We start from the raw sequence: 25,647 nt of genomic DNA on the forward strand, positions 1-25,647 counted from the left end.
AGTTAGCTTGCTCTTTTTTATTATATTTATCGAATAATAAGATAAGGAGGTAAGAAAATGTATAATAAAGTGATTTTAATTGGGCGCTTGACAGCTAGTCCAGAATTGATTAAGACGCCAACAGATAAATACCTAACACGAGTGAGTTTGGCAGTCAATCGCCGATTTAAGAATCAAGAAGGGGAACGACAAGCTGATTTTATCAATCTAGTAATTTGGGGTCGCTTGGCTGAAACCTTAGCTAGCTATGCCAATAAAGGTAGTTTAATTTCTGTTGATGGTGAATTGCGTACCCGTAAGTATGAGAAAAATGGTTCTACTCATTATATGACAGAAGTTTTGGTGACAGCCTTTCAATTATTGGAGAGTCGTGCTCAGCGAGCCATTCGTGAAAACAACCAATCGAATGACTTGACCGATTTAGTTTTAGATGAAGAACCCCTACCTTTTTAATAAATTTAGCTGTCTTCGTTTTTTTGAAAACGTTACAAAAAAGAAGACTTTATTCTTGACTAATTCTGACTAAGTGATAAAATAGAAGTATCAATTAGCACTCTATATAAAAGAGTGCTAAAAATGGAGGTAGTTATGTTAAAACCCTTAGGCGATCGTGTTATCGTAAAAGTATTAGAAGAAAAAGAAGAAATGATTGGTGGCTTTGTCATGGCAACAAAATCGACCAACAAACCTAAAAAAGCTGAAATTTTAGCCGTTGGAGAAGGGCCACGCACCATCAATGGTGACTTGGTTACTCCTAGCGTAGCCGTAGGTCAAGTTGTTTTGTTTGAGCAAATGGCAGGTATCGACGTCAAAGAAGGAGATGAGGATCTTCTCATCATTCGTGAGGCAGATATTCTAGCGATTGTAGAGTAAAAGGAGTAGATGATAATGGCAAAAGAAATTAAATTTTCGTCAGATGCACGAACTAGCATGGTTCGTGGTGTAGATATTTTGGCTGATACAGTCAAGGTAACCTTAGGGCCTAAAGGTCGTAATGTGGTTTTAGAAAAATCTTTTGGGTCACCTTTGATTACTAATGATGGGGTAACCATTGCCAAAGAGATTGAGTTAGAAGATCATTTTGAAAATATGGGTGCAAAATTGGTGTCAGAAGTAGCGTCAAAAACTAATGACATCGCAGGTGACGGGACAACCACAGCAACTGTTTTGACTCAGGCTATTGTGCGTGAGGGCTTGAAAAACGTTACTGCTGGAGCTAATCCAATCGGTATCCGTCGAGGGATTGAGATGGCAGTTTCAACTGCTGTCGATGAATTAAAAGCCATTGCCCAACCAGTTGCGAATAAGGAAGCCATTGCCCAAGTTGCTGCCGTATCATCTCGTAGTCAAAAAGTTGGTGAGTACATCAGTGAAGCTATGGAACGTGTTGGTAAAGACGGTGTTATCACCATCGAAGAATCTCGTGGTATGGAAACTGAGCTTGACGTGGTTGAAGGGATGCAATTTGAGCGTGGTTACCTGTCACAATACATGGTAACGGATAACGAGAAAATGGTAGCAGATCTTGAAAATCCATTCATCTTGATTACGGACAAGAAGATTTCTAATATCCAAGATATTCTGCCACTTTTGGAAGAAGTGTTGAAAACAAGTCGTCCGCTTTTGATTGTGGCTGATGATGTTGACGGTGAGGCCCTGCCAACCCTTGTCTTGAACAAGATTCGTGGAACGTTCAATGTTGTTGCAGTTAAGGCACCTGGTTTTGGTGATCGTCGTAAAGCTATGTTGGAAGATATCGCTATCCTAACTGGTGGTACAGTCTTGACAGAAGATCTTGGTTTGGACTTGAAAGATGCTAATTTGACTCATTTGGGACAAGCTGCGCGTGTTACTGTTGATAAAGACAAGACTGTTATTGTTGAGGGTGCAGGTCAAGAGGCAGATATTCTTAACCGTGTAAATTTGATTAAATCACATATTGAAACAACAACGTCAGATTTTGACCGTGAAAAATTACAAGAACGCTTGGCTAAATTGTCAGGTGGTGTCGCAGTGATTAAGGTCGGTGCGGCAACAGAAACTGAACTGAAAGAGATGAAACTTCGTATTGAAGATGCTCTTAATGCAACGCGTGCGGCAGTTGAAGAAGGTATTGTTTCTGGTGGTGGAACAGCCTTTGTTAATGTGATTGCTAAGGTAGCCGAGTTGGATCTTGAAGGTGATGAGGCGACAGGTCGCAATATCGTTCTTCGTGCCTTGGAAGAGCCAGTTCGTCAGATTGCACTTAACGCAGGTTATGAAGGATCAGTGATTATTGATCGTTTGAAAAATAGCCCAGCAGGTACAGGATTTAATGCAGCTAATGGTGAGTGGGTTAACATGGTTGAAACAGGTATTATTGATCCTGTTAAGGTTAGTCGTTCAGCCCTTCAAAATGCAGCGTCTGTAGCGAGCTTGATTTTAACAACAGAGGCTGTTGTTGCCAATAAACCAGAGCCAGCAGCACCTGCTATGCCAGCTATGGATCCATCAATGATGATGTAAGAAATGATAAAAGAGAGTAGTTGACTACTCTCTTTTTGATGTCGTTTTAAGATGTGCTTCAAAAGTTTTGGACGTGGTGGTTAGGGTGATTTTTTCTCTGGTTAGGGGGTGAATAAATGCTAGTTTATGGGCATGTAGCATGAGTCGTTTGCTTTCTTTTCCATAAAGGGGGTCGCCAACCAAGGCAAAGCCATGATGACTAAGGTGCACTCTAATTTGGTGGGTACGACCAGATTCAAGTTGGCAGTTGACTAGACAGGTTTTTTCAAATTGTTTTAGTCTGCTAACATGGGTTTTGGCTGTCTGTCCTTGTCTGTTATCGACTAGACGCTTACGCCTGTCATGACGGTCACGTCCGATTTTGTCAGTGTAAGTTATGGTTTTATGTGGAAATTGTCCTTCAACTAATGCCCAATATTGCCTAGAAATCTGTCGTTTTTCCAATAGTTGATTGAGAATTGGTAGAATAAAGGGATTTTTGGCAAAAAGAATCAATCCACTAGTCTCACTATCTAGGCGATGAACAACATAACAAGTCTGTCCAGCATAAGCTGACACATGGTTAAGTAGGGCCAGTTCATCAGGTTGATTGGCGTGGGTTTTCATCTTTTCAGGTTTATTGACCACAATCAAATGCTCATCTTGGTAAACACAATCAACTAATTTCTTATCTCCAAACAGGATATTTTTTTGAGGGTAATCTTCTTCATCAAATGTTAATGTAATCACATCTCCCATCTGAACAGGGCTTTGCCAGTTGATTTGTTGTCCATTGATGAGCAAGTGCTTTTTGGTGCGAAGAAAATGTCGAATCTTACGGGGAACTAGCAGATGGTTCTCTAGCAGTTCCTTGACGGTGCAGGTGGGAAATGGACTGGTTAGTGTTACTGTAAATGTCATGTTTTTATTATAGCACGATTGTGCTTATCGTCCTATATTTTGTCCAGAATGGTTTTCTTCTGCTGATTTTAAGGAAACTTGGTATAATGTAAACATGAAAATAATGAAATTATTTAGCAAAAAATTAAGTTCAAAACCAAAACTTGAAGAAAGCTTGTCAAAAGAACAGCCTGAACAAAACTTCGCTCAAGAAAGCGATGTGACGTCTTCGGCTTATCAACGTAGCCAGTCTTATCAAGAAAAGGAAATGCATCAACCAGCGTGGTTTAAACGATTCAAACGTTTAATGCCATCTCCTCGTCACCCACTTCGTCGCTTTTGGCGACGTTATCGCTTAGGTAAGATATTGCTGATTTTTATGGTCAGTTTTGCTCTTTTGGCAGGTAGTTACCTCTTTTATCTGGCTAAAACAGCCAATGTGCGTGACTTACAAGAAGCACTTAAAGCGACAACACTTATCTATGATAAAAACGGTGAGCAGGCAGGAACGCTTTATGGACAGAAGGGGAGTTATGTTGAGTTAGATGCGATTTCTGATGATTTGGAAAATGCGGTTATTGCAACAGAAGACCGTAGTTTTTATCAGAATGATGGCATTAACTATAAGCGGACATTTCTGGCCTTGTTAACCTTGGGGCGTTCAGGTGGTGGGTCAACCATCACGCAACAGCTAGCTAAAAATGCCTACCTAACCCAAGACCAAACTATCAAACGTAAGGCGAGAGAGTTCTTTTTAGCTTTGGAATTGACCAAAAAATATACCAAGCAAGAAATCTTAACCATGTATTTGAATAATGCTTACTTTGGTAATGGTGTTTGGGGTGTTGAAGATGCCAGTCAAAAATACTTTGGCACAAGTGCAGCAAATCTTAGCTTAGATGAAGCAGCTACTTTGGCAGGTATGCTCAAAGGGCCTGAGATTTTCAATCCCTACTATTCTCTGGAAAGGTCAACCAACCGTCGTAACACCGTTTTACAAAACATGGTAGCCGCTGGTATGATTGGGCAAGAAGTGGCAGATCAGTCGGCAGAAGTTGGCATGGACAGTCGCCTTGTTGATACCTATACAGGTAAGGCTGATAATTACCAATACCCATCTTATTTTGATGCCGTAATCAATGAAGCCATCTCAGTATATGGCTTGAAAGAAGAAGATATTGTTAATAATGGCTACAAGATTTATACTGAATTAGATCAGAACTATCAAGTGGGCATGCAAACAACCTTTAATAATACGAGTTTGTTCCCAGTGGCTGCTGATGGTAGCAGTGCTCAAGCAGCCAGTGTTGCCCTTGATCCTAAAACAGGTGGTGTTCGTGGTCTAGTTGGTCGTGTTAATTCGACAATTGATCCAACCTTTAGGAGTTTTAACTATGCCACTCAATCAGCAAGAAGTCCTGGCTCAACCATTAAGCCCTTGGTCGTTTATAGTCCTGCCATAGCAACAGGTTGGTCGATGACGACGGAATTACCTAATAGCCCAATAGATTTTAATGGTTATCAACCCAATAACTATGGTGGCTATACCAGTGACGATGTACCCATGTATCAAGCTCTGGCCAATTCCTACAACATTCCAGCCGTTTATTTGGCCAATCAACTGGGGGTTGATCAGATGTTCAGTTATGGGAAAAAGTTCGGCCTTGATTTTAGTCAGACTCAGAAAGAGCTAGGAGTTGCTCTTGGTGGTAGCGTGACCACTAACCCACTAGAAATGGCTCAAGCCTATGCTGCCTTTGCCAATGACGGTGTCATGAACAAAGCTCATTTGATTACACGAATTGAAACCGCCAGTGGCGAGTTACTTAAAGAGTATAAACCAAGTGCCAAGCGAGTGATTAGTAAATCAGTTGCAGATAAGATGACTAGTATGTTGCTTGGAACCTTCTCTAATGGTACGGCGGTCAATGCCAATGCTTACGGCTATACCTTGGCTGGTAAGACAGGAACGACAGAAACGGATTTCAATCCTGACTTGGCTAGTGACCAGTGGGTGATTGGTTACACACCAGATGTGGTAATTAGCCAATGGGTAGGCTTTAGTGAAACCGATGAGAGCCATTATTTGAGCGATTCAAGTGCCGGAACGGCATCCTATATTTTCAGTAATCTAGCAAGCTATATTTTACCTTACACGACTGGCACGTCCTTTAGTGTGAGAAATGTCTATGAGCAAAATGGGATTTCGCCTGTTTACAGTATTGATACAGAAACAGAAAGCAATTCACAATCTATTATTGATAGTTTGAGAGATTCAGCCAAGCAAGCTCAAGAACAAATCAGCCAAGCTGTTGAAGAAGCCAATCTTCCACAGAAAGCTCAAGACTTGTGGAATCGTGTGCTGAATTATTTACAATAGCTCCCTACTCTTTTCAAGTAAAACATGTTATAATAAAAGATATTTTAGCCCTAATGACCGTTTAGGGCTATTTAGATAAAGACCAAGTCACAGGAGAAATTTATGTCTTACTACAATCACAAATCTGTCGAGCCTAAGTGGCAGGCTTTCTGGGCAGAAAATCAAACCTTTAAGACCACCAATGCCCCCAATAAACCAAATTTTTATGCCTTGGATATGTTTCCTTACCCAAGTGGAGCAGGGCTTCATGTTGGGCATCCAGAAGGCTATACGGCGACGGACATTTTAAGTCGTTATAAACGTGCTAAGGGGTATAATGTGCTTCATCCTATGGGATGGGACGCTTTTGGCTTACCTGCTGAACAGTATGCTATGGATACGGGAAATGACCCAGCAGAGTTTACCGCTCAAAATATTGCAAACTTCAAGCGTCAAATCAATGCCCTTGGTTTTTCTTACGATTGGGAACGTGAAATCAACACGACAGATCCAAATTATTACAAGTGGACGCAGTGGATTTTTACTAAACTTTATGAAAAAGGCTTGGCCTATGAAGCAGAAGTTCCTGTTAACTGGGTTGAGGAGCTAGGCACTGCCATTGCCAATGAAGAAGTCTTGCCAGATGGCACTTCTGAGCGTGGTGGCTACCCTGTTGTGCGTAAGCCAATGCGTCAATGGATGTTGAAAATCACTGCCTATGCGGAGCGTTTGTTAGAAGATTTAGAAGACCTTGACTGGCCAGAATCAATCAAGGACATGCAACGCAACTGGATTGGGAAATCAACAGGAGCGAACGTCACCTTTAAGATTAAAGACACCGATCATAGCTTTACCGTCTTTACAACTCGTCCTGACACCCTATTTGGTGTGAGTTATGCGGTCTTGTCACCAGAGCATGAATTGGTAGATATCATCACCAGTCCAGAACAAAAAGAATTGGTTGCTGACTACAAGCATCAAGCCAGCTTAAAATCTGACTTGGCGCGTACCGATCTTGCTAAGGATAAAACAGGTGTTTGGACAGGAGCTTATGCTATCAACCCAGCCAACAACCAAGCAGTGCCAGTTTGGATTTCAGATTATGTGCTAGCTAGTTATGGAACAGGGGCAGTTATGGGGGTACCAGCCCATGATGAGCGTGATTGGCAGTTTGCCAACCAATTTGACCTACCAATCCTTCCAGTGATTGAGGGTGGCGATATTAGCCAAGGAGCTTACACTGAAGATGGTATCCACATCAATTCAGATTTCTTAAATGGTTTGGATAAAGCAGCAGCGATTGATAGCATGTTGACTTGGTTGGAAGAAAAAGGTCTTGGTCAAAAACAAGTCACTTATCGCTTGCGTGATTGGCTCTTCAGTCGTCAACGCTATTGGGGTGAACCAATTCCAATTGTGCATTGGGAAGATGGGACAAGTACAGCCCTATCAGAAGATGAACTACCACTTGTTTTGCCAAAAACAGATAATATCAAACCGTCAGGTACAGGAGAAAGCCCACTAGCCAATCTAACAGACTGGTTGAGTGTGACGCGTGCAGATGGTGTTAAGGGTCGTCGTGAAACCAACACCATGCCACAGTGGGCAGGGTCAAGCTGGTATTATTTGCGTTATATCGATCCAAAAAATAATGACAAACTAGCTGACGAGGACTTGCTCAAGGCATGGTTGCCAGTTGATGTTTATATCGGTGGTGCAGAACATGCAGTCCTTCATCTCTTGTATGCTCGTTTCTGGCATAAATTCCTTTATGATTTGGGAGTTGTGCCTACTAAAGAGCCGTTCCAAAAACTCTTTAACCAAGGGATGATTTTGGGAACAAGCTACCGTGATGGTCGTGGTGCCTTGGTTGCTACGGACAAGGTTGAAAAACGTGATGGTGGTTTCTTCCATATTGAAACTGGCGAAGCACTAGAGCAGGCACCAGCTAAGATGTCGAAGTCCTTGAAAAATGTCGTCAATCCAGATGATGTCATTGAAGCCTATGGTGCTGACACCCTTCGTGTGTATGAGATGTTCATGGGGCCACTTGATGCGTCGATTGCTTGGTCAGAAGAAGGGCTAGAAGGTGCTCGTAAGTTCCTTGATCGTGTCTATCGTTTGATTATGACCAAGGAAACCACAACTGAAAACAATGGAAAACTTGACAAGGTTTATCATGAAACCGTTAAAGCAGTAACCGAGCAGGTTGAAACCCTTAAATTTAACACGGCGATTGCTCAGATGATGATCTTTGTCAATGCTGCAAACAAGGAAGACAAGCTCTACCTTGACTATGCCAAAGGTTTTGTGCAGTTGATTGCTCCATTTGCCCCTCACTTGGGTGAAGAGTTGTGGCAGGCTCTGACGTCTTCAGGTCAGTCTATTTCTTATGAACCGTTTCCTGCTTGGGATGACAAGTACTTAGTCGAAGATGAGATTGAGATTGTCGTTCAACTCAATGGTAAGGTAAAAACCAAGTTGATTGTAGCAAAAGACATGGAGCGTGATGCGCTTATTGAGCTAGCTCAAACAGATGACAAGGTACAAGAAGCTCTTGCAGGTAAGACTATCGTCAAAACTATTGCCGTACCAAACAAATTGGTCAATATCGTTGTGAAGTAGTCTTGTAGAGAAAGCAGATAATAACAATCAACTCCCAGCTAGTTTTCTAGTTGGGAGTTTTTGGAAATCAAGAGAAAACCTTGTGAGTTTATCAATCCCTTTTGGAAAAATCATCGTCACAGCTGTGAGCCGGTCAATTCCTTTTGGGATTTATCTCCTCACAAGAGTGATGAGCTTTGCCCATTTTGGGCCAGTCAGCTCACAAGTGTGAGGACGTCAATCTTTTTTGGGCAAACTAGACCAAGTTAGTTAGACAGGTTAATTTCTTTTGGACTTAAGGATATTAGTAAAAATCATCGCAGAAACTCTTTTTTTGTTATAATAAACAGAACATAGGTTGGAGGGGATTTGATGGAAAAAGAACAGCTAATCGCAGATACGAGACTGGTTATCAGAGATATTTTGGAGCGAAGTGGCTTAAAAAAGGGGCAGATTTTTGTGTTAGGTCTGTCAAGTAGTGAGGTTGTTGGTGGCGTGATTGGTCAGGCGTCCAGTAAAGAAGTAGGGCAGTGGCTTGTGGCGACCATTTTAGAAGAAGTGACAAAGATAGGTGCTCATCTGGCGGTACAAGGGTGTGAACACCTCAATCGTGCCTTGGTGGTGGAGCGTGATCTTGTCCACACCTATGGTTTGGAAGAAGTCAATGTCATTCCCCAACTTCATGCAGGGGGCAGTGGCATGTTGGCAGCATACCAACTGATGAAAGATCCAGTGGTGGTTGAAGAAATTGTGGCCCATGCAGGTCTAGATATTGGCGACACGTCTATTGGTATGCACGTCAAGCGAGTTCAGGTGCCTTTACGTCCCTGTCTGCGTGAACTGGGACAGGCTCATATCACCGCCCTAACCAGTCGTCCCAAACTGATAGGTGGTGAGCGTGCCGTTTATCATCCAAATCAGATTAAAAAATAACAGGTAGTTATTAACTACCTGTTATTTTTGTTTGAAATCATCTAGTAGATTTTCCATAAGAAGTTTAATCTCTTCCAAGGTTAAGATTTGCTGAGTTTCAACCATATCAATCAGAACAGTCAAAATGATACTGGCAAATAATTTTGCTTTTAATGCTTGATGTGATTGGTTTTGAGAAGAAATCGTTTTGTAGTAGTCCTTTTCAATAGTTGTTAATAAGTCTTGCTTGAGATTGATTTCTTCTGTTTGAATGGTTAGTAAGGCTAAAAATAATGTTCGATGTTGAGCAAAAATATCTAACTGCTGATTAACCGTCTCAAAAAGATTAATTTTGTTAGATGTTTGATGGTATCTAGCATCCAATAATTGCTTGATTTGTTCAATCAGTTGTTGATTAAGTTGTTGTGCCAAGTCATATTTATCTAAGTAATGTCGATAAAAGGTCGCACGATTGATTAAGGCCCTATCTAGAATATCTTGGATAGTAATTTTAGAAAATGGTTTTTCGTTTAGTAGAACAATAAAGCTGTCAATAATATTTTTTTTAGTTTTTATGACTCGTAAATCCTGATTATTCATAGGTCACATTATGACAAAAATAAAAAATACTGTCAATATAAAACAAAATTAGGCAAACTGTTGCATAAGCAATAATTTGGATCGTTTTATTGATTGAAAGAGTGAAAAAAGTCTCGTATAATGCCATTATCTTATGAAAGAAGGTATCATTATGATTCGTTTATTTATTCGTCGTTGGTATGATTTTGGTTTTGTTGCAGGACTTTTGACCATTGTTTTTCTTATGTTGAACTGGCAAAGTCTAGATGTCATGGTGCGTATTCAATTACTAAGTTTTATGGCTTTATGTTTTCATCAGTTTGAAGAATATCATTTCCCTGGTGGTGAACCAGCGATTATCAATCGTGTCTTTCAACATAAAAATACGATTCCAGGATTAGAGGATCGTTATCCCTTAAATCAATTTTCAGCCATGTTGGTTAACTCTTTATATACGTTTGTTCTCTATTTTCTACCAGCTTTTATTCCAAACGTGATATGGTTTGGAATGATGCCTATTCTTTTGGGCTTGGCTCAGTGTTTACTTCATGGTATTGTTGCTAATAAACTCTTGAAAACTTACTATAATCCAGGTCTTGCAGCCTGTTTATTGCTTCATTTACCGATTGGTATCTATTATATTTATTATGTAACGAGTAACCATTTAGCAACAGGTTGGGATTGGTTCTTTGGCTTTACTTATACGATTTCAGCATTTTTAATTTTATTAAATTGGATGACCTATAAAGTCCTACCAAATACAGCAACCAAATATCCTTTTGAAGCTAAAGAAATGCAACGCTTCAATATGGATCAACGTGTTAAGGAGTTGTTCAATAAATGAAATGGTATCTAAATAATTGGTATTACATTGGTGGCATTATTTTTGCTGTCTTATCCTTGTTGGTATCCTTATTTGGTCATCAATTGCCATTGCTACAACGGTTGATGATAATCCAATGGTTGTGTCTGTTACTTCATCAATTTGAAGAATATGCTCTACCTGGTGGCTTTCCATCAGCTTGGAATATAGGTATGTCTGGAGAAGTAGAAAAAGGCGATCGCTATCCGTTAAATACTAAAAGTGCTTTTGTCGTTAATATTTGTTGTGCCTATCCGTTATTTATCAGTGGTATTTTATTTAGTCAAGTTATTATGTTAGATTTATTTATCACTTATTTTAATCTAGCCCAAGTCATTGTTCATGGTTTTATCATGAACAAAAAGATGAAAACTATCTATAATCCAGGTCTGGCAAGTGTGATTTTTGCAATGTTACCGATTGGTTTATATACCTTATATATTATTCAGACTACTGTTCAACCAACCATGATGACTTGGCTACTTCCAGCTCTATTCTTTGTTCCAATTGCCTTTCTTATGATAATGCTTCCGATCTTACTTTTCAAAGATAAAAATACAAGCTATGCTTTTTTAGAAAGAGATGTTAAGGGGTTTTCAATTGAAAATAAAGTAGCTCGTATCAGACGCTAGTAAGTAAAAACAGATGATACTCAATCATCTGTTTTTATTTTAGTCAAGGCTTGCTGATATTTTGGGAAAAAGTGGAAATAAATGCTGTCATGTTGGTCAAGTCTTGCCCAAAACTCGACACGAAAAACCAAGTGACTGAGTGGGTTCAAACAAGCTCCTTTAATGTCAGGCGTTAGAGAATGCTGACGCAGAAAATGTTGTTCCTTGTCATGGATTGCCAAAACAGCTTGCCTTAATTGTGCGACATCTGTTTCCAGAGCGATAGGAAGATCTACTTGTAATCGGATAGCTTGTAGGGAGCGATTGCTCACCAGAGTGACTTGACGATTGGGCAGGGTGTGGAGCGTGCCGTCCTTATCAAGAATTTGTGTGGTACGAATCCCCACCTGTTTGACCGTACCAGAAATCGTGTTGATTGTTACTCGGTCACCGACATCGTATTGCCTTTCCAAAAGGATGAAAAAGCCGTTGATCACATCGGTTAAAAACCCCTGTGCCCCTAGCCCGAAAGCCAAACCAGCCAGTCCAGCCCCTGCTAGTAAACTGGAGATTGGCACGCCCAAGATAGCCAATGCCCAGTAACCTGTAAAGAAATAAAGTAAATAATCCAAACTATTGGTCAGCAGCGACGCTAGAGTCTGTTGTCGGTTAATGTCTTGTTGGGTGACACGAAGAGATTTCCAAATGAAACGATGAGCTATTGCATGAATGAGCTTTTTAAGTAACCAACAAGCCAAGGCTAAACTAACAAGAGCTAGGCATTTTTGCCCCACCAGATTGATGACACTTGACCACTCAACTGTCTTTAGATAAGAATTAAATGAAATCATGAGGCTAGTCTAACAAAAAAAGTTAAGGAAATCTAGTGACAAAAGTAGGAGATTTCCTGACAAATAAAAATTATAGCGATAAAATCTTTGAAAATCCGTTGAAATATGATAGAATGAATAGAAATATAAAATGTAATAAGGAGAAAGACGCGATGTCTGTATCATTTGAAAATAAAGAAACTAACCGTGGTGTGATGACGTTCACGATTAGTCAAGAAACCATTAAACCAGCCTTGGATGCTGCTTTTAACAAAGTTAAAAAAGAAATCAACGTGCCAGGTTTCCGTAAAGGTCACATGCCACGCGCCGTTTTCAATCAAAAATTTGGTGAAGAAGCACTTTATGAAGATGCCTTGAACCGTGTCTTGCCAACAGCTTATGAAGCAGCAGTTAAAGAACTAGACTTGGATGTTGTTGCGCAACCAAAAATTGACGTGACATCAATGGAAAAAGGTCAAGACTGGGTTATTACTGCTGAAGTAGTGACAAAACCTGAAGTAAAATTGGGTGACTACAAAAATCTAGCAGTATCAGTTGAAGCGTCTAAAGAAGTGACTGATGAAGAAGTTGATGCTAAGGTTGAACGTGAGCGTCAAAACTTGGCGGAATTAGTCATCAAAGAAGATGCAGCAGCTAAGGGTGATACAGTTGTTATCGACTTTGTTGGTTCAGTTGACGGTGTTGAATTTGACGGTGGTAAAGGTGATAACTTCTCACTTGAACTTGGTTCTGGTCAATTCATCCCAGGTTTTGAAGACCAATTGGTTGGTGCTAAAGCTGGTGAAACTGTCAATGTTAACGTAACATTCCCAGAAGATTATCAAGCAGCTGATTTGGCTGGTAAGGATGCTCTTTTTGTGACAACAGTTCATGAAGTGAAAACAAAAGAAGTTCCAGCTCTTGATGATGAATTGGCTAAAGACATCGATGAAGAAGTAGAAACTTTAGCTGATTTGAAAGCTAAATACCGTAAAGAATTAGAAGCTGCTAAAGCGATTGCTTTTGATGACGCAGTAGAAGCAGCAGCTCTTGAATTGGCTGTAGAAAATGCTGAGATTGTTGAACTTCCAGAAGAAATGCTTGAAGCAGAAACTCATCGTGCGATGAATGAGTTCATGAGCAACATGCAACGTCAAGGAATTTCACCAGAAATGTACTTCCAATTGACAGGTACTAACCAAGACGACCTTCACAACCAATACGCAGCAGAAGCAGAAAAACGTGTTCGCACTAACCTTGTGATCGAAGCAATTGCTAAGGCAGAAGGTTTTGAAGTATCTGATGCTGAAGTTGAAAAAGAAATCACTGACTTGGCAACAGAGTATAACATGGAAGCAGATCAAGTGCGTAACCTTCTATCAGCAGATATGTTGAAACATGACATCTCAATGAAAAAAGCTGTTGAAGTGATTACTAGTTCAGCAAGCGTGAAATAATTGACTTAAAAGAGCAGAAGGTAGCTTTACCTTTTGTTCTTTTTACTTGATTAAGCCTGAAACCGTCATAAATCCTTTGACGAAATGCCTTTTTTAGCGTAAAATAGAAAAGAACGATAATGTAAGGAGAAATGCTTTGGAATTAGCAGTATTTGCAGGTCAAGAAAAAAGTGAATTATCTTTGATTGAAGTAGCACGTGCCATTTTGGAAAGTCGTGGACGTGACAAGGAAATGTATTTTAGTGATTTGGTAAACGAGGTTCAGATTTTTCTTGAGAAATCAGATGCCGATATTCGTGAAGCATTGCCAGATTTTTACACTGAATTAAATACCGACGGTAGTTTTATTCCACTTGGTGAAAATAAGTGGGGGCTTCGTTCATGGTATGCGATTGATGAGATTGATGAAGAGATTATCACTTTAGAAGATGAAGAAGAAGGTCAGCCAAAACGCAAGAAGAAACGCGTGAATGCCTTTATGGTTAATGAAGACGATATTGACTATTCAGATGATGATCCAGAAGATGAAGCCTATGATTTACCAGCAGGTATTGAGTACGATGCTGAAAATCCTGATGATGAAAAATCAGAAGTGGAATCTTACGATTCAGAATTGAATGAGATTGTGCCAGATGCGGATTTGGATGAAGAAGTCGAGCTCAATGAAGAAGATGAAGATTATTCAGATGAGACGGAAGAGGAAGTCTAACAGTTGTTTCTTGACCGATTGTATGGGATAGGCTATAATAACTAGTGGGCGTCTCTTTTTGAGACAAGACGGAAGCTCCTCTATCATGGGGAGCATTTTTTGTTTTTAGTAAAAGGAGTTTATATGACTAAGTATATCTTTGTCACAGGTGGTGTTGTCAGTTCGATTGGTAAAGGTATTGTTGCAGCCAGTCTTGGTCGTCTATTGAAAAATCGTGGCTTGAAAGTCACCATTCAAAAGTTTGACCCTTATATCAATATTGATCCAGGAACCATGAGTCCTTATCAACACGGGGAAGTCTATGTCACAGATGATGGGGCAGAAACTGATTTGGACCTTGGTCACTATGAACGTTTTATTGACATTAACCTCAATCAATATTCAAATGTCACAACAGGTAAGATTTATAGTGAGGTTTTGCGTAAGGAACGTAAAGGTGAGTATCTAGGAGCAACGGTTCAGGTGATTCCTCATATTACGGATGCCCTTAAAGAAAAAATCAAACGTGCGGCAGTAACGACTGATTCAGATGTTGTCATTACTGAAGTTGGGGGAACAGTAGGTGATATTGAAAGCCTACCATTTCTTGAAGCCCTACGTCAGATGAAGGCTGATGTGGGTTCTGATAATGTGATGTATATCCATACCACCTTGTTGCCGTATTTGAAAGCGGCAGGTGAGATGAAAACCAAGCCAACGCAACACTCGGTTAAAGAATTGCGTGGTCTGGGAATTCAGCCTAACATGTTGGTCATTCGTACGGAGCAACCAGTTGAGCAAGGGGTGAAAAATAAACTGGCTCAATTTTGTGATGTGCAACCAGAAGCAGTTATTGAGTCGATGGATGTGGAGCATATCTATCAAGTGCCTTTGAATTTGCAGGCACAGGGTATGGATCAAATTGTTTGTGATCATCTTAAACTAGATGTGCCATCAGCTGATATGACTGAGTGGTCTAATATGGTAGATAAGGTACTCAATCTTAAAAAAACGGTCAAAATTGCCTTGGTTGGTAAGTATGTGGAATTGCCAGATGCCTATCTGTCAGTGGTTGAAGCCTTGAAACATTCAGGTTACGTTAATGATGCAGCCCTAGATCTTGATTGGGTTAATGCCAATGATTTGACAGCAGACAATGTTGCCGAACGTCTAGCAGGTGCTGATGGGATTATTGTACCAGGTGGCTTTGGTCATAGAGGAACAGAAGGTAAGATTCAAGCCATTCGTTATGCGCGTGAAAATGACGTGCCAATGCTAGGTGTCTGTCTGGGGATGCAACTAACTTGTGTCGAGTTTGCCCGTCATGTGCTTGGTTTAGAAAATGCTAATTCAGCAGAATTAAATCCAGAAACACCGTATCCAATCATTGACATCATGCGTGATCAGATTGATATTGAGGACATGGGTGGAACGCTTCGTCTTGGTCTTTATCCATGTAAACTTAAACCAGGTAGTAAGGCGGCAGCAGCTTATAATAATCAAGAAGTCGTTCAACGTCGCCATCGCCATCGCTATGAAGTCAACACGACATTCCGTACTCAGATGGAAGAGGCAGGTTTAGTCTTTTCAGGAGTTTCTCCGGATAATCGTTTAATGGAGATTGTGGAACTTCCTGATAAGAAATTTTTTGTGGCAGCTCAATACCATCCAGAACTATCAAGTCGTCCAAACCGTTCAGAAGAACTTTACACTGCTTTTGTGACGGCTGCCGTAGCAAATCAATCGAACTAATTTGAGTAAGAAAAGAACCTAGTAGTAACTGGGTTCTTATTTGCTACCGAAAAGATTGTTGTGACTTGACAGAAATTATGGGGCATTCAGGGTGTAAATGTCAGAAAAAATGGGCAAAATAGTAGTCAATATGGCATTCTCACCGAAATTGTGTTAATTTTTTGCTATAATAGAAATATGAATAGACTTGTAGATAAAGACCTTTTGCCAGATGAGGAACAGATAGAACGTAGTTTACGACCTCAGCGTTTCAAAGAATACATCGGTCAAGATAAGGTCAAAGATCAATTACAAATATTTATTGAAGCAGCCAAATTACGAGATGAAGCACTAGATCATGTTTTGTTGTTTGGGCCTCCCGGTTTGGGTAAGACCACTATGGCTTTTGTGATTGCTAATGAACTGGGTGTGAATCTGAAACAGACCTCTGGGCCAGCTATTGAGAAAGCTGGCGACTTGGTTGCTATTCTTAATGATTTGGAACCTGGGGACGTACTGTTTATTGATGAAATTCATCGCATGCCAATGGCGGTTGAAGAAGTGCTTTATAGTGCCATGGAAGACTTTTATATTGATATCATGATTGGGTCTGGTGAAACCAGTCGCAGTGTTCATTTGGAGCTTCCTCCCTTTACCTTGATTGGAGCAACAACACGAGCAGGTATGTTGAGTAATCCTTTGCGAGCTCGTTTTGGAATCAATGGCCATATGGAATATTATGAATTGGCTGATTTGACAGAGATTGTTGAACGGACAGCTTCCATTTTTAACACTGAAATTAGTCATGAAGCAGCTATTGAGTTAGCTCGTCGTAGTAGAGGAACACCAAGGATTGCCAATCGTTTGTTGAAACGAGTGCGAGATTATGCTCAAATCATGGGCGATGGTCAGATAGATCGTGAATTGACCATTAAAGGTTTGGCTCTACTTGATGTTGATAATGAAGGTTTGGATTATATTGACCAAAAAATCCTGAAAACCATGATTGAGGTTTATGGTGGTGGTCCAGTTGGTCTAGGAACCTTGGCTATCAATATTGCTGAAGAACGAGAAACCGTAGAGGACATGTACGAGCCTTATTTGATTCAAAAAGGTTTTATCATGCGAACGCGTTCTGGCCGAGTGGCGACTCAGAAAGCCTATGAACATTTAGGTTATGCCCCTATAGGAGAAGGAGAATAGGATGACAAGGATTTGTTTTGTGTGTTTAGGTAATATTTGTCGCAGTCCTATGGCAGAATTTGTCATGAAAGATTTGTTGGCAGATAGGGATGATGTCGTGGTTGAAAGCCGTGCAACGTCTTCTTGGGAGCATGGTAATTCGATTCATCAAGGGACACAGGCTATCTTAAAGAAGCATGCGATTACCTTTGATCAAGCCAAAACCTCCCAACAGATTAGTATGAAAGATTTAGCTGATTTTGACTTTGTGGTAGCCATGGATGAGCAAAATGTCAAAGACCTTAAAGCCTTGTCAGGTGGACGTTTTGATGATAAAATTAGTTTGCTTGTACCAGATGGTGTGCCAGATCCTTGGTACACAGGGGACTTCGATCAAACTTATGATTTGGTGAGTCAAGGTTGCAAGGATTTGCTTGCTCAGCTTTCAAATGAGGTGGTGACCAACTAAGTCAGTTGAGAAACATGAGCCAATTAAACAGGAGATGTTAAGGAATGAAAAAGCAAAAGATTAGTAGAGGGATGCTGGAAATTTTAGCTTGTCTGATCATTTTGATATTGGGAGCAGCGACTTTTTTCATCCCAATTAAAAGTCAAGCAGCATTGACGTATGATGAGGGGCGCTTGATTTACTCAGGTCAGGTCATCAATAGCCGTTTCAATGGTCAAGGAAAACTAACTTATGATAATGGTGATGTCTATGAGGGGCATTTTATCAATGGTGTGTTTAATGGTCAAGGTAAGTTTGTAGCGTCAACAGGCTGGAGCTATGAAGGAATGTTCAAAGCTGGACAACCTGAGGGTCAAGGTGTTTTGACAACAAAGGACAAGAAGGTTTATAAGGGAACGTTTAAGCAGGGGATTTATCAAAAATGAGAATAAAATGGTTTTCTTTGGTTAGGATAGTTGGACTGCTTTTAGTCCTTCTCTATCACTTTTATAAGACCAGATATACAGGTGGTTTTATTGGTGTTGATGTCTTTTATACCTTTTCAGGCTATCTGATTACTGGACTTTTGCTGGATCAGTATGCCAACAAGCAGCGAATTGATTTGTTAGAGTTTTATCGACGCCGATTTTATCGGATTGTTCCACCTTTAGTCTTGATGATTTTAGTGGTTCTACCCTTTACCTTCTTGGTCAAGCAAGATTTCATGGCTGATATTGGTCAACAGATAGGAGCGGCTCTAGGTTTTACTACTAACTTTTATGAAATTTTTACAGGTAGTAGTTACGAGAGTCAGTTTATCCCTCATCTCTTTGTGCATACATGGAGCTTGGCGATTGAAGTTCAATTCTATTTACTTTGGGCTTTTATCTTGTGGCTATTGGCTAAGAAAAAACTAAGCACGCAAAAGTTTCGTGGAACGGTATTTGTTGTTTCAAGTATTCTGTTTGTGGTTGGCTTTCTGAGCATGTTTGTTCGTGCCTTTTTCGCTGATAATTTTTCAACCATCTATTTTTCTAGTGTCAATCATAGTTTTGCCTTTTTCTTAGGCGCCATGTTTGCTACTTTGACAGGAATTAAAGAAACGACAGTTCGTTTTAGAAAGAATGTTGAACGTTGGCCTAAGAGTCGAACACTCCTTTATTTTATTGGTTCAGCTTCTTTACTCTTTCTTTTGAGTGTGGTTTTAGACTTTAATCAACTGTTGACCTATCTGTTTGGTTTTGTCTTGGCCAGTCTTTTTAGTGCTGTGATGATTTATTCGGCGCGTGTTTTGAATGATCAAACGCCAACTATTAAAGAGCCTGTTTTTGTGACTTATTTGGCTGACATTAGTTATGGTATGTATCTTTTCCATTGGCCGTTTTATGTGATCTTTACTCAGCTCATGCCAAATAATTTAGCAGTTTTCTTGACTATTCTGTTTTCTGCTATTTTTTCAAGCCTGTCATTCTATGTTTTAGAGCCTTTTATTGCAGGGAAGCCCGTTGTGCTTTTTGATTATGAACTTGATTTGCAAGGCTTCAAGAAATGGTTGTACGGTTTAGCTGGTTTGCTAGTGCTAGTGATGATGGTGATTGTCATTAGAGCTCCTAAAATAGGTGATTTTGAAAAAAATCTTTTGGTCAACTCACTTAATCAAGCTCAAGCCAATGTCAATCGAACTCATACACTAATTGCAGGTGATGCCAATGCCATGAGTGATGTCATGGTGATTGGTGATTCGGTTGCCTTACGTTCGAGTGATACCTTTACTGAATTGTTACCAGAGGTGCAGTTGGATGCGGCAGTGAGTCGTAATTTCACGGATGCCTACAGTATTTTCCAAAATCATGTGAAAAATAACACCCTTTCTAAAACAGTTGTTTTAGCGGTTGGTGTGAATTCTGTTGATGGTTATGCTAGTGCGATTCAGCCCTTCATTGATGAGTTACCCAAAGGTTATCGTCTTGTCTTGGTAACAGCTTATAATGCCAAAGATAGTCGTGTGGCAAGTATGCGTGACTATGAATTGACCCTTGCTAAAAAATACAAGTATGTCACCGTTGCTGACTGGTATAAAACAGCAGTCGAAAACCCAACGATTTGGCGTGGTACTGATGGTGTTCACTACTCAGATACAGGAACAGATGGAGCTAAACTGTATGTGGAAACCATTCAAAAAGCCATTAAAAAAGCGGCTAAAAATCCAGCCAAATAATGACTTGTTGAGAGAAACAAATGATGATTTTATAGATAAGAGAGCAATTGTGCTCTCTTTCTTAATGTAGAAAGGAGCTGAGAACAATACAAAAACGCTTGTTGACAATTGCGTTACCAGTTGTTTTAGAAAATTTTTTACAGGCTGCTCTGGGTCTGGTTGACGGCTATTTGGTCGCTCAAATAGGCTTAGTTGCTATTTCAGGTGTTGCAGTGGCCAATCAAATCATGACCCTTTATCAAGCTGTATTTATGGCTTTAGTAGGCGTCTTTTCAGGTTTATTAGCTCAAGCTAAAGGACAACACCAGTCAAACAAGGAAGATGACTTGATTCGACAAGGCGTGATGTTGACCCTTATCTTAGGTCTATTTTTTGGTCTTTTATCTGTTTTTGCAGGCGATGCCTTGTTGGGTTTATTAGGAACAATTAGTGAAGTTAAACAGTTGGGAAGAACTTATCTGTTTTACGTTGGTGGTTCTAGCGTGTTATTAGGGCTAAATTTAACTTTGTCAGCGATTGCTCGGGTTAGGGGGTTGGTCAATTTTCCTTTATGGGTTAGCTTTTTAACTAACCTTATCAATTTATTCTTATCATCTTGGGCGATTTTTGGATTGAAGCAGGGAGTGATTGGTGTTGCCTTGGCAACGATGCTGGCTCGCATGTTGGGTTTAGTCCTAATGTTAAGAAAACTAGATTTAACACTTAATTGGCAATTTTGTAAACCAGTAATAACTCGACAGTTACTCTCCCAGTTTCTCCCAGCTTTAGCAGAACGATTGATGATGCGTTTTGGTGATGTGGTTACTTTAGCGATGATCACAAGTTTTGGCACTAAAACTCTTGCTGCCAGTAGTTTAGGTGAAACGCTTAGCCAATTTAATTATCTTCCAGCTTTAGGGCTATCAACGGCTGTTTTGATTTTGGTGGCCGAAGAAAATCAGAATAAACAAAACCAATCAGACTACTTGAAACAGGCGTATTTTCTAGCGGCTGCTGCCATGCTAGTTATGAGTGGTAGTATCTACGTTTTTGGAAATTTTCTCCTTGGGTTATTTACGCAAAACCGACAGGTTTTAACTGAGGGTAAGATTGTTCTTCTGTATTCATTTTTAGGTAGTCCGATTACGGCAGGAGTCCTAGTACTCACAGGATTTTGGCAAGCTCTTCGTCAAAGTCAGCTTCCTTTTTATGCAACAAGTATAGGGATGTGGTTGATTCGGATAGGATTAGGCTATCTTTTTATTTACCATTATGGGCTAGGTTTGACAGGTTTGTGGTTAGCGACCTTGTTGGATAATTTTTGGCGACTGGCTTATCTCTTGTTTTATTATCGTTATCGTTTTATGAAGACATAAAACTGCTAGACCTTATTAGTCTAGCAGTTTCATTTATTAGTGATGTTAAAATAACAGAGATTTAGCGGTATTTTTTAGCAAGTGCCAAATCACCAGCGTATGCCATACGTTCTCCTTTAACAATTTGAAAAGCGTCAGCTCCCTTACCAGCAATAATCACAGCATCTTCTTCGCCCGTAGTCAAAGAAAGGGCTTGTTTAATAGCTTCTTCACGATCGATGATCATATCGACCGCCCTAGTAATTGGTTTGGCAATTTCTTGACAAATTGCTAAGGGATCTTCAAAATTGGGATCATCTGCTGTTAGAATAACGATTAAATCAGAGTAATCGTTAATGACTTGAGCAAAATCTGCTCGCCTACTTTCCCCCTTGTTACCCGGAGCACCAAGGATGAGAATAATTTTTCCTTTTTGGTAGGCTTTGACCACCTGAATTAATTTTGTTAGGCTATCTTGATTATGGGCGTAATCGACAAAAACCTTGGCACCATTCGTTTGGGTGAGAACCTCCATGCGACCAGGAACATGGGCTTTGGCAATTCCTGTTTGGATTGCTGCTTGACTAGCTCTCAGACGTAAGCAGGCCAATCCAGCAGCCAGAGCATTTTCTTGGTTAAATTCACCAAGTAATTGACAGTCATAAGAACCTGTTAATTTTCCACGTAATTCAAAAGAAAAGGCTTGACTATTGATGATTTGGTTATCACTATTAGCACCATAAAAATCATAATCTTGATTTTCAACTTGCTCTTTAATCAGTTCAAAATGCATCATTTGGCTATTGATGACAACCGCTCGGCTATTAGCCAATAATTGTCTTTTATGGTAAAAGTAATCCTCGAAAGTAGGGTGTTCAATCGGTCCGATATGGTCAGGGCTAATGTTTAGAAAAACTCCAACATCAAAGATTAGACCATAAACCCGCTTAACCAAATAGGCTTGGCTAGATACTTCCATGACAAGATGTGTCATGCCATTTTGTACTGCTTCAGCCATCATTCGCATGAGGTCTAGACTTTCAGGCGTGCTAAGAGTAGATTTGAAAAAGGTTTTGCCATCGAGGGTAGTATTCATAGTCGATAGCATAGCTGTTGGAAATTCTTGAGAAAGAATGCTGTAAGCAAAATAAGCAGCGGTTGTTTTCCCTTTGGTGCCGGTAAAGGCAAGAAGTTTTAATTTCTCTTGAGGGTTATCGTAGAAGGCCATAGCTACTAGACTCATTGCTTGCTTGACACAATTAACTAAAATAACAGGAATATCGACACCATAGTCGATTTCTGAAATATAGAAAGTTAGACCATTTTGAACAGCTTGAGTTAAAAACGCTTTTTTAAATTGTTGTCCTTTGGCAAAAAAGAGAGTCTGAGAGTCGGTTTGCCTACTGTCATAGCTTAGTTTGGAAAAGGTGGGATTTTCTTTCCAGTTCCAAGAGTAGTTTTCCTGAGAGTTGATGCTGCGAAAATTATTATCCTGTTTAAGAATATCTAAAACTTGTTTTAATGTAATCATATTTCTATTTTATATCTAACGTTCTCATTTTACAAGTGGCAGGGAAAAGTTTATAATAAAGTGGTAAAAAATCTTGAAAGAACAAATTATGACGAAAAAACAAAAACAATTGACTCAACAAGAACAATTAGTCCAAGGAACTGCTTGGTTAACAGCAGGTAATTTTATCAGTCGTCTTTTGGGAGCACTTTACATTATTCCTTGGTATGCTTGGATGGGACGTTTTGCACCAGAAGCTAATGCTCTTTTTGGTATGGGCTATGAAATTTATGCCCTCTTTTTATTGATTTCAACCGTCGGGATTCCTGTTGCAGTAGCCAAGCAAATTGCCAAATACAATACTTTAGATCAGACGGAAATGAGTTTTTATCTGGTGCGAAAAGTTTTGCAACTCATGCTCATCTTAGGTTTTATTTTTGCCAGTCTAATGTTTGGTTTAGCTCCTGTTTTAGCGGATATGAGTGGTGGTGGTGCTGCACTAATTCCTGTCATGCGTAGTTTAACTTTGGCAGTGTTAGTCTTTCCATCAATGAGTGTTTTACGTGGTTTCTTTCAAGGTTTCAATAAACTATACCCAAGTGCAGTCAGTCAAGTGGCAGAGCAGTTGATTCGTGTGGTTTGGATGTTATTAACAGCGTTTTTGATTATGAAATCAGGTTCAGGTAACTATGTTGAAGCAGTTACCCAATCGACTTTTGCTGCTTTCATTGGTATGCTAGCTAGTTTTGCGACTCTCTTTTATTTCTTGTGGCGAGAAGGTTTTCTCTTTTCTCTTTTTCGTTCAACACCCAAACAATTAACCGTTTCGACTAAATCGTTGTTATTAGAAACCGTCAAAGAGGCCATTCCATTTATCATTATGGGTTCAGCCGTTCAAATTTTTCGCTTAATTGATCAACTGACTTATATCAATACTATGGCTTTGTTTACTGATTTTTCACCAACAGAGTTAACAGTTCAGTTTGCTTATTTTGCTTCAAATCCTGGAAAATTAACGATGATTATTATTGCCGTTGCCACCTCTATTGGTGCAACGTCGATTCCATTGTTAACTGAAAGTTTCATTAAAAAAAATCGTCGAGAAACAGCCAGTTTAGTGATTGACAATCTAGTCATGCTCATGTTATTTATGACACCAGCCGTTATTGGTGGTATTGTGCTAGCTAAACCGCTATATGAAGTTTTTTATGGGCAAACAGACCAGTTAGCTTTAGGCTTATTCATTGCCTCTCTCTTACAAACGTTAATTTTATCACTTTATACTGTTATTTCTCCTATTTTACAAGCCTTTTTTGAAACCAAACGTTCTATTTTATATTTTGTTTATGGTTTGGTGACAAAAATTATTTTACAAATTCCATTTATTTATCAATTTCATGCGTATGGCCCCATCTGGTCAACCACTATCGGCTTATTGGTTCCCGTTGTTTTGAGCTATCGCCGTATTCATCAAGTGACCTCTTTTAATCGCCACTTAGTGATGACAAAGATTTTACAAATCAATATCATGACCATGATGATGTTTTGCGTTATTGCACCACTCACAGTGGCTTGGTATTTATTCTTACCAACTAATAGTCGCCTCTATGCTTTCTTGATAATTGCAATTATTGGAGGTTTGGGTCTGTTGGTTTATGCTTACCTAGCCTTAAAAACGCGTCTTGTTGATAGTATGATTGGAGCTAAGGCCAATTCGCTTCGACAACGTTTCCATATTGATTAAAAACTTTCTCTGACCTGTTCAATTTGAACAGGTTTTTTGTTTGATATAACAAAGAAACCTGTGATTATAACTGATGACTACGAATAGATACATGTAATCATTATTCAAGGAGGATTTTGAATGAGCAAAATCAAGTTTCATTTCTTACCACTACTAGTTGTCCTATCTTTTGTTTTGGTCAATCCAGTTTCTGCCGCAAGCAAAACGAGTGTGATTAACTGGGCTGAAAATTTAGCTCGCAGTGGTCAAGGTGTCGATTACGATGGTGTTTATGGCTGGCAATGTGTTGATATTGTCAATTGGGTTTTAGGTAAGCAATTTGGTAAGCCGATATGGGGTAATGCCATCAACTTATTAGATTCAGCTCAACAAGCAGGTTATACCATTATCCGTAATGATGGCAATGCCAAACCTCAAGCAGGTGACTTGTTTGTCATGCAAACATTCGCCCATAGTTATGGGCATGCAGGTTTAGTGGTCGCAGATAATGGAAATGGCACCTATCGTACTATTGAGCAAAATGTTGATGGTGGTGCAACGGCTTTAACTTTAGGTGGCCCAGCTCGGCAACTCAATCGACGTTTGTCTAGTCAGTATGGGAATATTATCGGTTGGATTCGTCCTCCATACGATAATAATCAAAATCTACCGTCAATAAATTCTAGTACCACAGTTGTTCAAAATACTAATAGTTCTTCTTCATCTACAACATATAAGAAACTTCGTAATGAGAGCGGTCGTTTTACAGTAACAGTCAGTCAACTAAATGTTCGTAATAGTCCAAGTACATCAGGCTCACCTGTTGCTACTTACAGCAGTGGTCAATATTTTAATTACGATAGTGTATATCAAGGAGACGGTTATTTGTGGCTATCTTATGTTTCTCATAGTGGTGTTCGTCGCTATGTTGCCCAAGGGCCAGAACAAAACGGTGTGCTAACCTCTAGTTATGGACGAGTTAATTAAATGTTAGTCCTTCCTTTATTTGAAGGAAGGGCTATTTTTATTAAAAATAAAGCATTTCAATTTTTTTTAAATTTTTTTGAGAAAGTAGTTGACAGTGTGTGTATAGTTTGATAGAATGTAATAGTTGTCGCCTGAGAGGTGACGTTAAGACCTTTGAGAACTGAATAAGACGAACCAAGTGCGGGTTATGAGAAATAACCTGTTAATAAAACAATAAGTCAGTGAAAA

Annotated in this window: 22 protein-coding genes; 18 read left to right on the plus strand and 4 right to left on the minus strand. The window is 39.6% G+C overall.

The genetic code is table 11. The annotated features are described in order from the left end of the window. Positions 1 to 57 precede the first annotated feature (57 nt). From FRX52_RS04065 to groL, 3 genes are all read left to right on the plus strand, one after another. Positions 58 to 453 (plus strand): single-stranded DNA-binding protein, encoded by a 396-nt coding sequence (locus tag FRX52_RS04065; RefSeq protein WP_146538590.1) that lies wholly within the window; start codon positions 58 to 60, stop codon positions 451 to 453. 135 nt (positions 454 to 588) lie between these two features. Next, positions 589 to 873, plus strand: a complete 285-nt coding sequence (gene groES / locus FRX52_RS04070) for a co-chaperone GroES (RefSeq protein ID WP_146538591.1) — start codon at positions 589 to 591, stop codon at positions 871 to 873. A 15-nt stretch (positions 874 to 888) separates the two neighbouring features. Further along, positions 889 to 2,505: a chaperonin GroEL gene (gene groL / locus FRX52_RS04075; protein WP_146538592.1), complete on the plus strand. Its 1,617-nt coding sequence runs from the start codon at positions 889 to 891 to the stop codon at positions 2,503 to 2,505. A 24-nt stretch (positions 2,506 to 2,529) separates the two neighbouring features. Here the strand turns inward: groL and FRX52_RS04080 are convergent, their stop codons facing one another. Beyond that, a complete protein-coding gene (locus tag FRX52_RS04080; RefSeq protein ID WP_146538593.1) occupies positions 2,530 to 3,405 on the minus strand; it encodes an RluA family pseudouridine synthase in 876 nt (291 codons plus the stop codon). A 94-nt stretch (positions 3,406 to 3,499) separates the two neighbouring features. Here FRX52_RS04080 and pbp2a point away from each other — a divergent pair, with 94 nt between their 5' ends. From pbp2a to FRX52_RS04095, 3 genes are all read left to right on the plus strand, one after another. Then, positions 3,500 to 5,764 carry a penicillin-binding protein PBP2A gene (gene pbp2a / locus FRX52_RS04085; protein WP_186603342.1) on the plus strand — a complete coding sequence of 755 codons (2,265 nt, stop codon included), beginning with the start codon at positions 3,500 to 3,502 and terminating at the stop codon, positions 5,762 to 5,764. Positions 5,765 to 5,866: 102 nt separating this feature from the next. Next, positions 5,867 to 8,368, plus strand: a complete 2,502-nt coding sequence (gene leuS, locus FRX52_RS04090; protein ID WP_146538595.1) for a leucine--tRNA ligase — start codon at positions 5,867 to 5,869, stop codon at positions 8,366 to 8,368. Between the two features lie 351 nt (positions 8,369 to 8,719). Beyond that, on the plus strand, positions 8,720 to 9,280 hold the full coding sequence (locus FRX52_RS04095) for a TIGR01440 family protein (protein WP_146538596.1): 561 nt from the start codon (positions 8,720 to 8,722) through the stop codon (positions 9,278 to 9,280). Between the two features lie 21 nt (positions 9,281 to 9,301). Here FRX52_RS04095 and FRX52_RS04100 read toward each other — a convergent pair whose 3' ends face one another. Next, the gene (locus FRX52_RS04100; protein ID WP_146538597.1) at positions 9,302 to 9,859 is read right to left on the minus strand and encodes a TetR/AcrR family transcriptional regulator; all 558 of its coding nucleotides are present in this window, start codon (positions 9,857 to 9,859) and stop codon (positions 9,302 to 9,304) included. Between the two features lie 151 nt (positions 9,860 to 10,010). On the opposite strand from FRX52_RS04100, the gene FRX52_RS04105 reads away from it, so the two are divergent. Together FRX52_RS04105 and FRX52_RS04110 are read left to right on the plus strand one after the other, a co-directional pair. Then, the gene (locus FRX52_RS04105) at positions 10,011 to 10,682 is read left to right on the plus strand and encodes an HXXEE domain-containing protein (RefSeq protein ID WP_222426101.1); all 672 of its coding nucleotides are present in this window, start codon (positions 10,011 to 10,013) and stop codon (positions 10,680 to 10,682) included. Beyond that, positions 10,679 to 11,332, plus strand: a complete 654-nt coding sequence (locus tag FRX52_RS04110) for an HXXEE domain-containing protein (protein WP_146538598.1) — start codon at positions 10,679 to 10,681, stop codon at positions 11,330 to 11,332. The genes FRX52_RS04105 and FRX52_RS04110 overlap by 4 nt, the downstream gene beginning before the upstream one ends. 20 nt (positions 11,333 to 11,352) lie before the next feature. Here FRX52_RS04110 and FRX52_RS04115 read toward each other — a convergent pair whose 3' ends face one another. Then, a complete protein-coding gene (locus FRX52_RS04115; protein ID WP_146538599.1) occupies positions 11,353 to 12,162 on the minus strand; it encodes a mechanosensitive ion channel family protein in 810 nt (269 codons plus the stop codon). A 152-nt stretch (positions 12,163 to 12,314) separates the two neighbouring features. Here FRX52_RS04115 and tig point away from each other — a divergent pair, with 152 nt between their 5' ends. The 8 genes from tig to FRX52_RS04155 all read left to right on the plus strand — a co-directional run bounded on the left by tig (position 12,315) and on the right by FRX52_RS04155 (position 21,220). Then, on the plus strand, positions 12,315 to 13,598 hold the full coding sequence (gene tig / locus FRX52_RS04120) for a trigger factor (RefSeq protein WP_146496375.1): 1,284 nt from the start codon (positions 12,315 to 12,317) through the stop codon (positions 13,596 to 13,598). Positions 13,599 to 13,734: 136 nt separating this feature from the next. Then, positions 13,735 to 14,307 carry a DNA-directed RNA polymerase subunit delta gene (rpoE, locus tag FRX52_RS04125; protein ID WP_146461184.1) on the plus strand — a complete coding sequence of 191 codons (573 nt, stop codon included), beginning with the start codon at positions 13,735 to 13,737 and terminating at the stop codon, positions 14,305 to 14,307. 123 nt (positions 14,308 to 14,430) lie between these two features. Continuing rightward, a complete protein-coding gene (locus tag FRX52_RS04130) occupies positions 14,431 to 16,038 on the plus strand; it encodes a CTP synthase (protein ID WP_146461182.1) in 1,608 nt (535 codons plus the stop codon). 177 nt (positions 16,039 to 16,215) lie between these two features. Then, positions 16,216 to 17,220, plus strand: a complete 1,005-nt coding sequence (ruvB, locus tag FRX52_RS04135) for a Holliday junction branch migration DNA helicase RuvB (RefSeq protein WP_146538600.1) — start codon at positions 16,216 to 16,218, stop codon at positions 17,218 to 17,220. Between the two features lies 1 nt (position 17,221). Beyond that, a complete protein-coding gene (locus FRX52_RS04140) occupies positions 17,222 to 17,668 on the plus strand; it encodes a low molecular weight protein-tyrosine-phosphatase (protein WP_146538601.1) in 447 nt (148 codons plus the stop codon). 44 nt (positions 17,669 to 17,712) lie between these two features. Then, positions 17,713 to 18,093 carry a hypothetical protein gene (locus tag FRX52_RS04145; RefSeq protein WP_146461177.1) on the plus strand — a complete coding sequence of 127 codons (381 nt, stop codon included), beginning with the start codon at positions 17,713 to 17,715 and terminating at the stop codon, positions 18,091 to 18,093. Continuing rightward, entirely contained in the window at positions 18,090 to 19,865 is a 1,776-nt protein-coding gene (locus tag FRX52_RS04150; protein ID WP_146538602.1) for an acyltransferase family protein, read from the plus strand. The genes FRX52_RS04145 and FRX52_RS04150 overlap by 4 nt, the downstream gene beginning before the upstream one ends. Before the next feature lie 101 nt (positions 19,866 to 19,966). Further along, the gene (locus FRX52_RS04155) at positions 19,967 to 21,220 is read left to right on the plus strand and encodes an MATE family efflux transporter (protein ID WP_186603343.1); all 1,254 of its coding nucleotides are present in this window, start codon (positions 19,967 to 19,969) and stop codon (positions 21,218 to 21,220) included. 61 nt (positions 21,221 to 21,281) lie between these two features. Here the strand turns inward: FRX52_RS04155 and FRX52_RS04160 are convergent, their stop codons facing one another. Further along, positions 21,282 to 22,730 carry a UDP-N-acetylmuramoyl-L-alanyl-D-glutamate--L-lysine ligase gene (locus FRX52_RS04160; protein ID WP_146538604.1) on the minus strand — a complete coding sequence of 483 codons (1,449 nt, stop codon included), beginning with the start codon at positions 22,728 to 22,730 and terminating at the stop codon, positions 21,282 to 21,284. 88 nt (positions 22,731 to 22,818) lie between these two features. Between FRX52_RS04160 and FRX52_RS04165 the strand changes: the two genes are divergently transcribed. After that, positions 22,819 to 24,453, plus strand: coding sequence for a polysaccharide biosynthesis protein (locus FRX52_RS04165; protein WP_146538605.1), 1,635 nt, complete (start codon positions 22,819 to 22,821; stop codon positions 24,451 to 24,453). Between the two features lie 120 nt (positions 24,454 to 24,573). Continuing rightward, positions 24,574 to 25,419: a CHAP domain-containing protein gene (locus FRX52_RS04170; RefSeq protein WP_146496393.1), complete on the plus strand. Its 846-nt coding sequence runs from the start codon at positions 24,574 to 24,576 to the stop codon at positions 25,417 to 25,419. The last annotated feature ends 228 nt before the right edge of the window (positions 25,420 to 25,647 follow it).

The sequence above is a fragment of the Streptococcus sp. sy018 genome (assembly GCF_007859185.1).
In the GTDB taxonomy this organism is placed as follows: domain Bacteria; phylum Bacillota; class Bacilli; order Lactobacillales; family Streptococcaceae; genus Streptococcus.